Source organism: Mesobacillus zeae (assembly GCF_003570705.1).
GTDB classification, from domain to species: domain Bacteria; phylum Bacillota; class Bacilli; order Bacillales; family Cytobacillaceae; genus Mesobacillus_C; species Mesobacillus_C zeae.
The window spans coordinates 93383-106622 of record NZ_QWVT01000015.1; the positions used below are offsets into that span (position 1 = coordinate 93383).

The following is a 13240-nucleotide window of genomic DNA, read 5'->3' on the forward strand; positions in this document are numbered from 1 at the left end:
TCGATAAAATGGCAAAAGGGCAGACTAATCCTGTCTTCAGGCGCTCGGTTTTTCAAATATTGAAAAATCGTCGGAATACAGGATTAGTTTTTCATTGTCCCTTTACCATTCCCTTCGGTTTATGTTCTTTAAGGATATATCCAATATACTATATAAGTCAATAGGCACACATGACAAAAAAACCCGAAGCTACCTTCGGGTCTTTGCATCATTTTTTTGCTTTTTCTTCGACATTTTCCTGCTTCTCATTATAAATTCTTCTCGATATCAAGGTTTGTAAGATCAGGAATGAACCGCCTACCGTCCAATAGAGTGGGAGGGCTGCAGGTGCATTGAAGGATACCATCAAAATCATTAGCGGTGATAACAGGCCGAAAAACCGCATTTGCTTCCTTTGCTGTTCAGGCAAATTGGCTTGTGTCACCTTGAATTGCAAATAATAGATAATCCCTGCTGCTATGGTAATCAGGATATCAGGCTGTCCCAGGTTGAACCAAAGGAAAGAATGTGCAGCAATATCTTTTGAACCTCGGATGGCATAGTAGAGGCCCATGAGTATTGGCATTTGGACCAAAATAGGAAGACATCCCATTTGCAGAGGATTCACTCCATGCTTCTGGTAAAGAGCCATCATTTCCTGCTGAAGCTTTTGCTGTTCTTTTGGATCTTTTGTCTGCTTCAGCTTTTTCTGTATATTGTCCATTTCCGGCTTGAAAAGCTCCATTTTTCCTTTCATCTTCTGCTGTGCCTTGTATTGGCGGAGCATTAAAGGCATTAGGATTAGGCGGATCAGAAGCGTGATGACGATAATGGAAATTCCATAGCTGCCGCCGAAAACCTCGGCAAAGAAATGGATAAGCTTTGTAAATGGTTCCACGAAAGTCCGCTGGAAAAACGAAGGGTCGCTTCCATTGGATTGGCATCCCGTTAATAAAAACATGAATGCCGGTAGCATCATGGCTAAATAAAGTTTCTTTTTCATTTTTCTCCTCCTGGTGTTGTGATCGTTTTTTAGGTAGCTGGAGAAAAATGTGCTGCGTCATCTTCCGTACTTATTTTCATACGTACGCGCCTCAATAATACGAGATGAATATCAAGATTTAAATCAGAATTACACTTGAAAGCGAAGTCTGAAGGCGACAGCTGGAAGCTTAATTTTTTCAGGTAAGACTGAATAAATGGAAGCTCAATTCCAACGAGCCAGAACACGCTCAGCGATACGCTTAACAGAAACGTAATATATAAAGTATAGACAGTAGTAAAATCATAGTTTTGAATATAAAATTCCAACAATAAAGTCACCTCATAGTGAGCCATCAAGCATTGGTTTCAAAAGACCAATGATAAGAGTATAATTCAATCCCGGTTAAGAAGCAATCACATTCATTGTTATACGGATGAGGCAGGGAAAAGTTCCGCGCTAGTTTCGAATTGGCGAAAAAGGGCTAAACATAAGCAAGATTATCTTGCTTTAAGAAAGGGGACCTGACATGAGTAAAGTATATGGATTGATGATTAACTCCGGCGGAGCGGATGAGATGCTGTGGGACCAGGGAGTATGGGAAACATATGAGGCTGCCCTGGAGTATGCGGATACTGAGATGGGACATATTACCGGGATTTGGGTTGGAGAATTAAAGGTAAATGATTCCATCTCCGAAGCTGCCGTTACCGAAGATGATATGGTGACATGTTCGCTTTGCGGGATAGAGTACAATGAGGCAGATGTCAATACGGAAGATTATGAAACACCGATTTGCATTAACTGTGAGCCTGAATACCGCCAGTCTATTGATATGGCTTAAGCTTTGAAGAAGAATTGCCGGCCAAGGAATCCTTTCCTGGCTTCTTTTTATTGGAAAGCTTAGTCTATTTTTAAAGAACTACTAAAAATGGAGGTAGAAATATTGAATTTTAGTGAATTTACTAACCCCGAACATTGGTTTGGCGGTTTCTATGAACTTTCAATCGAGTTTCACCCAGTTGGAGATAATAAGAGATTGAATCAAGCACTTATTGCATTACAAAATTTCAAATTCTTCAATGGGCTTTGGAAAGAACGACAAGACTTCCAATTGAATTCAATTACATTACCTATAAACATTGATGATGAAAGAGTAAATCCATTTTATGGGACCTTAATTCTGTCTGATGGAAATACCTTGCCGTGTTTGATTTCTGTCATAAAAATCGAGGGTGAATCAGATTGGTTAGATATATCAATACCACAAGCTACACTGGAACAGTTCTATCCTTATAAATATCCGTTAACAAAAGAACTCAACACCTGGTTAGCTAAAGTTGATGAGATACTTATAAGAATAGCTGAAACCATTTATAACCATTCCCCCTTTGAATTAGCTATGATAGGGGAAGAAATCTCAGGCTATACCAACCAAGAAGAATTTACTCTTGTAGACTCAGGAAGAATAACGTGTATTCTACCAATTCGTTTACATAAGTGCCTTGGAATCCAAGAAAAAGGGGAAGAACTGTCAAAACAACTAAGATTGTTTAGATAAAAGTTTTTCCCTTGCCAAAAACAACAAACATTACGAAAACAGCGTTTAGAAAAAAGTATCAAGCATTCTTCTTCATATAATGCGTACTATTTTACTTCTATAGTTCAATTAATTCAGCTATCAAAATGATGAAATAAAATGACGTTAATCCATCGAGACCAACGTCATCCTTATTTATTAAGAACCCAAAAATTCAGTTTCAAGTTCTACCTCTTTAACTTGCTTATCAAAATAAACTTTATATGCCTTAGCACTAGGTCTAGAACTTACAATTTTACATGCATCTTTCTCTATGTAATGAATAGCAACTCCATCATCAGTAGCTATTCCAGGTTTTATTTTGTTTAAAGCTATCAATTTATGATAGGAGGGTCTCCTGTCTGTCTCTCCATCGTAATGGGGGCAATTACTGCCCTTTAAAAAACCCAAACAATTTAATGGTTCTAGTCCATCACCATATGAATCAGTAATCCCTTCTTCGAACCAACAAATGGAACCTGCACTTATCCCAGCTAGTATTATTCCTTGTTCCCAAGCCTTTCTCAAAACAAGATCTAGGCCCCATTCTTTCCATAAGGCTAATAAGTTTTTGGTATTTCCGCCACCAACATAAATAATATCTTTCTCTAATAAAAAACTCTCTAAATCTCTGGTTGGTGGTTTAAATAATGATAAGTGGGAGGGTTGACAATTCTGTTCTTTAAAGAAGTGATAATATCTAGTTATGTAACTATCTGAGTCTCCACTTGCAGTAGGAATTAAACAAACTTTAGGATTTGTCTTATCAGACTGACTAAGTATATACCTATCTAGTAGAGGATTCTCAGGCTCCATAGAGAATCCTCCTCCTCCTAGTGCAATTATTTGTCTCATCATCCTACATCCTTTCGGAATTAAGTATAATATAGTCGATTTGTTTTAAACTAAATTCCCTTAAGTAGCTAAAAGCTAACTTATTAATAGATTATTTTAACGTTGCTTTTATTATGAGAAATTGTGGACTCTTCATACTCTCTCGTAACTATCGGGTAAATAAAATTTTGAAATTTCCTAGAGGAGTGAACTTTATTTAAAATTAAAATTATTATCTTCAAAGGACAAAACATTCTCTAAAAGGTCTCATCGATATCCACGATACCTGAAAATTGTTGGAAATCCATTTGTTTTCGTACTGATATAATTAAGAAGAACGTTAATAAATTCCATTCTACACCATTTAGTTAATGATAAGTTCAACTAATGATCCCATTAAAAGAAAATAGAAACAAAAGATTAGAACTAAAATATCACGTTTATTAAAGTTTGAAGATAAAAATCAATTCAGTAATTTGGTAACATAATAATAGGAGATAACGATATGAATTTTGCCAAAGGTTTTTTTTCTTTAAACTTCGACTCAGATGAATAGAACAAGGGATGATGTCAAAAATGAAATACTTGGAATATTTACAAGGAAATCGGGAAGGAAACAGAGTGAAATTGAATGTTAATGGAGAAGTATAAGACAGAACCAGTGGGTAGTGGTTACATTGATATCATTACTCCCAATAAATATAATGGAAAATCTTACCAAGATGAACGTAGCTATTGAAAGTGTGACTTGGTGGTGTCATTGTTCAGATAGAAATGAAAAGCAATTTGGCTGCCCTCACGGAATGGGAGGACCAGAAAGTGATTTCTATAATGGCTGGTATAGTGAGATGGGATATGAGTTTGAAATGTTTGAGATACCTGCTGAGAAGTTTCAAGAATTAAACTACAACGATAATTTTCCAAGTAATATTAAAACAATAAATGATGAAATAAAGGATTATGTAAATGATCTATCTAAAGCAAGAGGTTATAGTAAATGTCTAACACCTGCATTTTGGCTAAGTGTACCTGATGGCTGGAAAAGAATAAAGTATATGAAAAACTGATTATACTAAAGGGAGAGACAAATTCAGATCTACCGAGCACTTATCTTCATAATGATATGAAGAACTGGATAAAAAAATGAATCATAAATGCAGTAACGGAGAGCGTTAGTTGGAGAAAAAGACTGTCTATTGATGGTCTTTTTATTTATTTTCAAATATCAACTGAGTTATTTAACATAGTACATTGGAAAAGAAAGTCTCTTGTATTGCGCAAAAAGGGTCAGGCTATGAGTTAAAAAGAAGAAGCTTAGGGAATAACAGTAAAATAATTAACAAGACCGGAGCGTGATACCTGTGCAGGAAATAGATTTGCACAATACTTTTCAATTGGTGCTTATATTGATTATGTTGGCTGCAGGAGTAACCGCGATAGCGAAAAAACTAAAACAGCCTTATCCGATCGCGCTTGTAATTGTCGGTGCTTTAATCGGATTGATGAATATCCCAATATTGGAACCCGTAAAAAAATTCATAACAGAGGGGGAAATTTTCAACTTCGTCATCATTACTCTTTTCTTGCCAGCTTTACTGGGCGAGGCATCATTAAAACTTCCATACAGCCATTTAAAAGAGAATAAAAAGCCTATCCTCGTACTTGCGTTTGGAGGGACACTTATTTCTTTTCTGGTCACAGGTTTTGCTTCCCGCCATTTTCTCGATCTTCCGCTTGCAGCAGCATTTGTATTTGGGTCCCTGATGAGTGCGACTGACCCAGTCAGTGTATTATCCATTTTTAAAACACTGGGTGTCAGGAAGAAGCTTGCGATTGTCATTGAAGGAGAAAGCTTGTTCAATGACGGGCTTGCAGTCGTCCTCTTCAACATATCAGCATATTCGCTTATCAAGTATATAGATGCTGGTTTCGAGGGCTTAGGGATGGGCCTGTGGGACTTTGTAAGGGTGATTTCACTCGGCCTGATAGCAGGGGGAGTGTTGGGATATGCTTTTTCACAATTGACAAGACTCTATGACGATTACCCACTCGAAATTATTTTCAGCATGATCTTGTTTTATGGATCCTTTTTGGCGGCCGAGCATTTTCATGCATCAGGGGTCATTGCGGTAGTCGTTGCTGCTATTATCTTTGGAAACTACGGGGCTCGAATAGGGATGAGCCCGACAACAAAGCTCAATATCCATAATTTTTGGGATGTAGCAGCCCACCTTGCCAATTCGATTGTATTCCTGATGGTGGGCCTTGAAATAACAAGAATTGATATCCATGATAAATGGGGAATGATTTTTGCAGCCATTGTCATTGTTTTGGCAGCCAGAAGTGCTGCAGTCTATATCAGTATGGCATTTATCAGGAATTTTCCGCCGATGTGGCTGCACATCCTTAACTGGGGCGGATTAAAAGGTTCTTTATCCATTGCTTTAGTTATGAGCCTTCCAAGGGACTTTCCAGCAAGGGAAGAAGTGCTCGTCCTCGCTTTCAGCGTTGTCTTGTTTTCCCTGGTTGTTCAAGGTCTTACAATTAAACCATTCATCCGCTTACTGGGAATTACCAGCAGGGGAGAAGAGGATATAGAGTATGAGGGATTAATTGCAAAGCTTAACAGGTATGAAACAGCGATTGAAGAAATCAATAGAATGAAGTCAAGGCTGTACGCGTCAGAACCAGCGACGAGGGAAATACTTGCCGAATATAATTATAAAATAAAGGATACAAAGGAGAAAATTGAGGAACTGTTCTCGAGGGAACCTTCGATAAAGAATCGGCAGCTGGACACGCTCAGAAAACATGTTCTCTATGCAGAAAATGAAGCGATTGAAAAGCTTGAAAGGGATGAGATTATTTCAGCAAGGACAGCTGAGAATGAAAGAGAAGAAATTGTTTCAGGACTCGTGAAACAAAAAGGGGATACGCATTAATAATAATGAAAACAGCAAATGAATAAGCTTCCCGCTGCAGCCTTCCTATAGGGACTGCTAGGTTTTGATAAGGTGATGCCGTATATAGGTTATCGTTAGGTGAAACAGATTAGTAGGACTGAGGAAATGGCTAAACTGGAAAATGGAACGTCTAAATTGGAAAAAAATCACCGAAACAAGCAAATTAAATTTACACAGCTATCCGAAAACGTGGCTAAAACAAAAAAGAGTGCCGTTTCCCTAGCAAAACTTGCTAAGACTCGGCACTTTTTTTTATAGGTAGTTAACGTGAGCTGTAAGCATTCCCAATGCCAGTTCGACTGTTTCCTCATTTGGCGGTTCAACATCTTTGAGAGGATATTCAAGTCCCAAAGCTTCCCACTTATAAACTCCTAGCTTGTGGTAGGGGAGGACTTCAACCTTTTTGACATTTTTCAGTGTTCCAATGAATTGGCCTAGTCCTGAAAGATCATCAAGATCATCGGTTATCCCAGGGACAAGGACATGGCGGACCCAAACAGGGACTCTCTCGCTGGAAAGGAAACGCGCGAATTCAAGTATATGGTCATTTGGCATTCCGGTGAGCTTCATATGTTTTTTTCGGTTAATATGCTTTAAATCGAGCAATACCAAATCAGTATATTTCAAAAGCTCCTGCAGTTGTTCCTGGAAATGGGCATTGGATGAATAGCATCCGCCTGAAGAATCGATGGTTGTATGGATCCCAAGCTTTTTACATTCCTTGAACAGCTCCGTTAAAAACGGAATCTGGAGCAGTGGTTCACCGCCGCTGACGGTAATGCCACCGCCTGAAGATTCAATAAAAGGGAGGTAGGTTTTCAAATCATCAATAATCTCAGAAACGGACATCTGTTTTCCTGCACCGATTTCCCAAGTATCTGCGTTATGGCAAAACTGGCAGCGAAGAAGGCAGCCTTGTGTAAAGACCACGTAGCGGATTCCGGGTCCATCAACAGTGCCAAAGGTTTCGATAGAATGTATGTTTCCAATCATGATGTTTGCTCCCTCCAAAGAAGAAACAGGGCAGCCTAGCGAGAGGGATGCCCTGTTTAATTTTAATGATTTATTTCTTACATAGTTTCGTGGAAAGTCCGGTTAATAACATCTAGCTGTTGTTCACGAGACAGTTTGACGAAGTTTACAGCATATCCGGAAACGCGGATAGTAAGCTGCGGGTACTCTTCTGGATGCTCCATCGCATGCAGCAATGTCTCTCGGTTGAACACGTTCACGTTCAGATGGTGGCCAGCTTTGACTGAGTACCCATCAAGGATCGAAACAAGATTATTGATACGGCTGTCATCATCTTTTCCAAGTGCCTTTGGTACGATCGAGAAGGTGTTGGAAATTCCGTCAAGCGCATATGCATAAGGAAGCTTGGCAACTGATGAAAGGGAAGCCAATGTTCCTTTTGTATCACGTCCATGCATAGGGTTGGCTCCCGGTGCAAATGGTTCACCTGCACGGCGTCCGTCTGGAGTGTTCCCAGTTTTCTTTCCGTATACCACGTTTGAAGTGATAGTAAGGATAGACATTGTATGTTGAGATCCACGGTAAGTCGGATGCTTGCGAAGCTTCTTCATGAATGTCTTCACGATTTCAACAGCAATGCTGTCGACGCGGTCATCATTATTTCCGTATTTCGGGAAGTCGCCTTCTGTTTCAAAGTCGACGGCAACGCCATCTTCATCACGGATAACCTTAACTTTAGCATATTTGATGGCGCTGAGGCTATCTGCCACAACACTTAGGCCGGCAATGCCAGTAGCCATTGTGCGGAGAATCTCTGTATCATGAAGCGCCATTTCAATCCGCTCATAGCTGTATTTATCGTGCATAAAGTGAATGATGTTAAGAGTGTTGATATACAAACCTGCAAGCCATTCCATAATGTTGTCAAACTTAGCCATCACTTCGTCATAGTCAAGATATTCAGAAGTAATAGGGGTGTATTGAGGAGCTACCTGGATTTTCAGCTTTTCGTCGACACCACCATTGATTGCATAAAGCAGTGCTTTTGCAAGGTTAGCGCGTGCACCGAAGAATTGCATTTGTTTGCCGATTTCCATCGCTGATACACAGCAGGCAATTCCGTAGTCATCTCCCCATTCAGGACGCATGACATCGTCATTCTCATACTGGATGGAGCTTGTCTTGATAGACATTTTCGCGCAATATTTCTTGAAGTTTTCAGGTAGGTCTTTTGACCAGAGTACAGTCAAGTTTGGTTCTGGTGCAGGACCAAGGTTGTCAAGAGTGTGCAGGAAGCGGAAAGAGTTCTTTGTAACGAGTGAACGTCCGTCCAAAGCCATTCCACCGATTGATTCAGTCACCCATGTAGGGTCTCCGCTGAATAGTTCGTTGTAGTCAGGTGTTCTTGCGAATTTGACAAGGCGTAGCTTCATGACGAAGTGGTCAACAAGCTCCTGGGCTTTTTCTTCAGTCAAAAGACCATTCATGAGGTCACGTTCAACATAAATGTCAAGGAAAGAAGAAACCCTTCCTAAACTCATTGCAGCACCATTTTGTTCTTTAATGGCTGCAAGGTAGGCAAAGTATACCCATTGGAAAGCTTCCTGAGCATTTGCTGCTGGACGGGAAATGTCAAAGCCGTAGCTTTGGGCAAGCTTTTTCAATTCTCCAAGAGCACGGAACTGCTCGGAAATTTCTTCGCGCAGTCTGATTGTATCTTCCACCATAATCTTGCTTGTTGATTCATGATCTTTTTTCTTTTCTGCCATCAGGAAGTCAACACCGTAAAGCGCTACCCGGCGGTAATCGCCAATGATGCGTCCGCGTCCGTAAGCATCGGGAAGTCCTGTAATAATAGCTGCTTTCCGCGCCATGATCATTTCTTTTGTATAAGCATCAAAGACACCTTGGTTATGTGTTTTCCTGAAATCCGTAAAAATCTTTTCTACTTCTTTGTCTAGTTCATAGCCGTATGCTTCCACGGCTGCTTTGGCCATTCTGATGCCGCCGAACGGCTGCATGGAACGCTTGAACGGAGCATCTGTCTGGACTCCGACAACAGTTTCTTTCTCCTTGTCCAAATAGCCAGGGCCATGGGAAGTAATTGTTGAAACAATTTCGGTATCCATGTCTAGGACGCCGCCTTTATTTCTTTCCTCTTTTGTCATTTCCATGACTTTGTCCCAAAGAGAGTTTGTTGCTTTTGTTGCGTCCGCTAGGAATTCGTCATTCCCATTATATTGTGTGAAATTGTTTAAGATGAAATCGCGGACATTAATTTCCTTTTGCCAAGTTCCGCCACTAAAGCCTTTCCACTGATCCATTATTAATTCACCTCAAAAATTGATTTATTATATATACAACAGTTACTACAATTACATCTTACTATGACTATAACAGTTTTAGTGTTACATATTTGTGAACGATCGAACAATCCTGTAAAACCAACGTTTTTAACTTTGGTAATTTTAGGTAAGAAAGAAGAAAAAATAAACTGTACTATAATGGATGATAGAAACACAATACCTGTTATATAAAACAGGTGAAAATGGGATTAATAAAAGTATATCAAACACTATTGCCATCTTATAAAAATTGTTATGGAATTTCTGTGAATAAAATAAGGGATGGTGATTTTAATTGTATGGACTAGGGAGGGGAACTGAACATAAAAAAGGCAGCGCCAGGTTCCTGGCACTGCAAATGTTCAATCAACAACAATATACGCTATCATTGGCCCGCTGTTTTCCTTGCTGGGATGGGTCAAACAAATCAGTCTGTAAACACCTTCCTTTTCGAATTGCAAAGGAACGACTGTTTCCTGTCCCTTTTTCACCATACCTTTAATGCTGGTGCCTTCAATCGTAAAAGGATGCTCTTCTCCATTGACTCCATAAACTTTTAGGCGAACCATTTCCTCTTTATCCAGAAAAATTATCCCTGGATCCCAGCGGTAAGCTTCAATTTCTTTTCCATCAGCTGTCTTTGATTTAAATTCCCCTGTGACCATGTGGATGTCCCTGATATTCTTTCCTTTATCTTGTGTTGTGGCAGGAGAGGAATCAGGTGTAGACAGCAGCCACGTAATAGCGGAAAGGAGAAGGACGAGGACAGCAACTACTGCAAGTAATTTTTTCTTTATTACAAGGAAATGCATGGTTTTTCCTCCTTTTTCATCTTAATACTATTTATATGCAAGGAAGGGGAGTGAACTTGTCTATAAATTTTGGACGTCGATTATTTTTCGTGCATGTTATAAATTATTTTTTTCATATTTATAACAATTTTGTGTCTTGCGGAATAAAAGAATGATCATTTGATAAAATTTTTAAAAATACATTTTGAAAATGGAAGTGTAGCCATTGATTAGAAAAGCGGCAATTTACGTCGTATTGCTATTTTATTTTGCGGGGGCAGCATCAGCATCAGCCGGACAAAAGGGCGAGCCTAAAGTGGCTAGCGAGGGGGCAATCCTAATGGATTCTCAGTCGGGGACTGTCCTTTATCAAAAAAATGCGGATAAACGAATGAACCCTGCAAGCCTTACCAAAATCGCGACTGCGATTTACGCAATAGAAAGTGGTAATCTCGATGATACTGTCATAGTATCTGGGAATGCGGCCAATGTGGAGGGGACGCGAGTGTATCTCGCTAAGGGAGAAAAAATACAGTTAAGAAAGCTCCTCCAAGGCATGATGGTGAACTCAGGGAATGACGCGGCTATTGCGGTTGCAGAGCATCTGGATGGGACAGTCGAGCAGTTTTCCGTGAACATAAACAAATACCTAAAAGAAAAAGTTGGAGTGGAAAATACGCATTTTTCAAATCCTAGCGGCCTGTATAGTGTTGAACATTATACAACCGCCCGTGATCTAGGGGAAATTGTTAATTATGCAGAAAAGAACGCCTTTTTCGAAGAGTTGTTTGGAATAAAGGAACTTCCCTGGACGGGGGCAGAATGGAACACCGTATTAAAAAGCCATCATAAAATGGTTCTTGGCGAGATTCCTTATCAATATGTAACCGGAGGGAAAACGGGTTTTATCGATGAGTCCAAGCAGACGCTGGCAACTGCAGCCGATAATGGAAGAATAAAAATGACTGCGGTTTTGCTTAAAGCAGAAACAAAAAAAGAGATTTATGAGGATACCATCACTTTGTTTGACTATGGATTTCATCATTTTCGAACATCTAAAATTGAAGCGGGAACTTCATTTAAGAAAAAAAATCAAATGTTTATTGCGGATGAATCTGTTTTTATCACCGAACCCTTGTCGGGAGCGGAACAAAAGCTTAATGGCAAAGGCATTTTGAAGATTAAGGATCGTGAGGGGCAAATCGTTCAGTCCGTCAAACTGGAAGAGGTACTCAAGAAGGGGACTGCTGCAAAGCAGATTACAGAGGAAAAAACAAAAAAAAGCAGCATCTTCAATGCTGGCAATTGTGTAGCGGGGGCTGTAATGATTGGAACGCTATATCTTTGGATGCTGAACAGAAAGTTGAGGAAATCCAGGAATAGACTCAAGTAAATTCTCTGAAATAAAAAACCATGGAACATTCCATGGTTTTTTATTTTAGAAGATTTGCCGCAAAAAGCATGACAAAGGAAATGGCAATCATTACTGTTACCCACAGCCAGGCGGTGTCCATATTCCCTGATTCAAAAGCAATATAGATAGCCGTTGGTATTGTTTGTGTTTTTCCCGGGAGATTGCCCGCGAACATCAGCGTCGCTCCGAACTCACCGAGTGCTCTTGCAAAGCTTAATACCACTCCCGCCACCAAGGCTCTGGCGGAGAGAGGGAGTGTTATGTAAAGAAATGTTTTCAGTTCGCTAGCACCGTCTACTTTGGCTGCTTCCTCGGCACCTTTGTCAACGGATGAAAACCCTGTTTTGGCAGACTGGTACATGAGCGGGAAAGCTACGACTGAAGAGGCAATAACCGCTGCTGACCAAGTGAACATAACAGGTGCGCCGGATAATGCTTCAATTCCTTTGCCGACAATGCTGTTCCCTCCAAAAAATATAATAAGTAAAAAACCAACTACCGTGGGAGGGAGGACCAGCGGGAGAAGCAAAATTGTTTCAATGATCACTTTTCCTTTGAAATTTCTTCGGGCCATAATTCTCGCAGTTATAATTCCTAGTACGAACACGACCGGCAGTGCAACGCTTGCGGTTTGAAGGGAAAGTATAACAGGAGACCAAAAATTATCTTTCATTAAAAATCAATCCAATGCAAAAAACGTATTTAACAATACCGCACAGAAGTATTAGTTACTTTTACAAAGCAAATTCACGCTGATATAGTCGAATATATTATATCGAAAAGAGAGCTGTAAATATAGCGGGATGTAAAAAAAGCCTAAAAATAGGGGGAAAAAGAAAAACTGCCCTTTCATAGGCAGTCTGCTCATTATTATTGGTGACTTGTTTTTTCTTCAACCTGCTGGCAAACTTCGTCAGCAGAAAGTCCATTTGCTTCGATAACAGAACCGGCAGTCACGACCTCGTGCATACCCATGACATTGGAGTCAAGTCCCGATACTACACAGCAGTCGCAGTCTTTCGCATCTGCTTCCTTTCTAAGGTCGATCACATCAAATCCTTTTTGTCGAAGCGCCTCAGAAATATTAGATAAGGATTGTTCCACTCCTACTTTTGGCATCCGTAACACCTCCTCCTTTTGTAACTTGTCCTTTGAAAGCATTTTTATACTTTCCGGCCTAGAATAAATCCACGCCAAAATTGAAAAAGTAAGCGGGGAGGTGTTAGCATGTCAAAGCGAAAGCATGATCCATCAACAACCGGACTTAGCTCTCCAAACGTCGAGGGCCAAGGAACGACTGAATCAGAATCCGCCGGACGCCAAAAGGCATCTTCTCGGAAGAAAACCAAAAAGCATTGAACTAAAAAACAACAAAGCTTGT

The 13240-nt window shown here is 40.0% G+C and carries 14 protein-coding genes; 6 read left to right on the forward strand and 8 right to left on the reverse strand.

The annotated features are described in order from the left end of the window. Positions 1-208 precede the first annotated feature (208 nt). Together yidC and D1970_RS08485 are read right to left on the reverse strand one after the other, a co-directional pair. A complete protein-coding gene (gene yidC, locus D1970_RS08480; protein ID WP_119112437.1) occupies positions 209-982 on the reverse strand; it encodes a membrane protein insertase YidC in 774 nt (257 codons plus the stop codon). 29 nt (positions 983-1011) lie between these two features. Further along, positions 1012-1293 carry a hypothetical protein gene (locus tag D1970_RS08485; protein ID WP_142921005.1) on the reverse strand — a complete coding sequence of 94 codons (282 nt, stop codon included), beginning with the start codon at positions 1291-1293 and terminating at the stop codon, positions 1012-1014. A 197-nt stretch (positions 1294-1490) separates the two neighbouring features. Here D1970_RS08485 and D1970_RS08490 point away from each other — a divergent pair, with 197 nt between their 5' ends. Together D1970_RS08490 and D1970_RS08495 are read left to right on the forward strand one after the other, a co-directional pair. Next, on the forward strand, positions 1491-1805 hold the full coding sequence (locus D1970_RS08490; RefSeq protein ID WP_119112439.1) for a hypothetical protein: 315 nt from the start codon (positions 1491-1493) through the stop codon (positions 1803-1805). 102 nt (positions 1806-1907) lie between these two features. Continuing rightward, positions 1908-2522, forward strand: a complete 615-nt coding sequence (locus tag D1970_RS08495) for a hypothetical protein (RefSeq protein ID WP_119112440.1) — start codon at positions 1908-1910, stop codon at positions 2520-2522. Between the two features lie 177 nt (positions 2523-2699). On the opposite strand, the gene D1970_RS08500 is transcribed toward D1970_RS08495, so the two are convergent. After that, the gene (locus D1970_RS08500; protein WP_119112441.1) at positions 2700-3395 is read right to left on the reverse strand and encodes a Type 1 glutamine amidotransferase-like domain-containing protein; all 696 of its coding nucleotides are present in this window, start codon (positions 3393-3395) and stop codon (positions 2700-2702) included. Between the two features lie 656 nt (positions 3396-4051). On the opposite strand from D1970_RS08500, the gene D1970_RS08505 reads away from it, so the two are divergent. Both D1970_RS08505 and D1970_RS08510 read left to right on the forward strand, forming a co-directional pair. Continuing rightward, positions 4052-4441, forward strand: coding sequence for a hypothetical protein (locus tag D1970_RS08505; protein ID WP_119112442.1), 390 nt, complete (start codon positions 4052-4054; stop codon positions 4439-4441). Between the two features lie 294 nt (positions 4442-4735). Then, complete coding sequence (locus D1970_RS08510) at positions 4736-6316, forward strand: cation:proton antiporter (protein ID WP_119112443.1); 1581 nt, start codon at positions 4736-4738, stop codon at positions 6314-6316. Between the two features lie 273 nt (positions 6317-6589). Here D1970_RS08510 and pflA read toward each other — a convergent pair whose 3' ends face one another. The 3 genes from pflA to D1970_RS08530 form a co-directional block, all read right to left on the reverse strand. Further along, the gene (pflA, locus tag D1970_RS08520; RefSeq protein ID WP_119112445.1) at positions 6590-7330 is read right to left on the reverse strand and encodes a pyruvate formate-lyase-activating protein; all 741 of its coding nucleotides are present in this window, start codon (positions 7328-7330) and stop codon (positions 6590-6592) included. A gap of 77 nt (positions 7331-7407) precedes the next feature. Continuing rightward, positions 7408-9633, reverse strand: a complete 2226-nt coding sequence (pflB, locus tag D1970_RS08525) for a formate C-acetyltransferase (protein ID WP_119112446.1) — start codon at positions 9631-9633, stop codon at positions 7408-7410. Between the two features lie 383 nt (positions 9634-10016). Next, positions 10017-10466 carry a cupredoxin domain-containing protein gene (locus tag D1970_RS08530; protein WP_119112447.1) on the reverse strand — a complete coding sequence of 150 codons (450 nt, stop codon included), beginning with the start codon at positions 10464-10466 and terminating at the stop codon, positions 10017-10019. 205 nt (positions 10467-10671) lie between these two features. Here D1970_RS08530 and D1970_RS08535 point away from each other — a divergent pair, with 205 nt between their 5' ends. Further along, entirely contained in the window at positions 10672-11838 is a 1167-nt protein-coding gene (locus D1970_RS08535; RefSeq protein ID WP_119112448.1) for a D-alanyl-D-alanine carboxypeptidase family protein, read from the forward strand. A gap of 40 nt (positions 11839-11878) precedes the next feature. Here the strand turns inward: D1970_RS08535 and modB are convergent, their stop codons facing one another. After that, positions 11879-12532, reverse strand: coding sequence for a molybdate ABC transporter permease subunit (modB, locus tag D1970_RS08540; RefSeq protein WP_119112449.1), 654 nt, complete (start codon positions 12530-12532; stop codon positions 11879-11881). Between the two features lie 197 nt (positions 12533-12729). Further along, positions 12730-12978 (reverse strand): YkuS family protein, encoded by a 249-nt coding sequence (locus tag D1970_RS08545; RefSeq protein WP_119112450.1) that lies wholly within the window; start codon positions 12976-12978, stop codon positions 12730-12732. 108 nt (positions 12979-13086) lie between these two features. Here D1970_RS08545 and D1970_RS08550 point away from each other — a divergent pair, with 108 nt between their 5' ends. Next, positions 13087-13218 (forward strand): YuzL family protein, encoded by a 132-nt coding sequence (locus tag D1970_RS08550; protein WP_119112451.1) that lies wholly within the window; start codon positions 13087-13089, stop codon positions 13216-13218. Positions 13219-13240 lie beyond the last annotated feature (22 nt).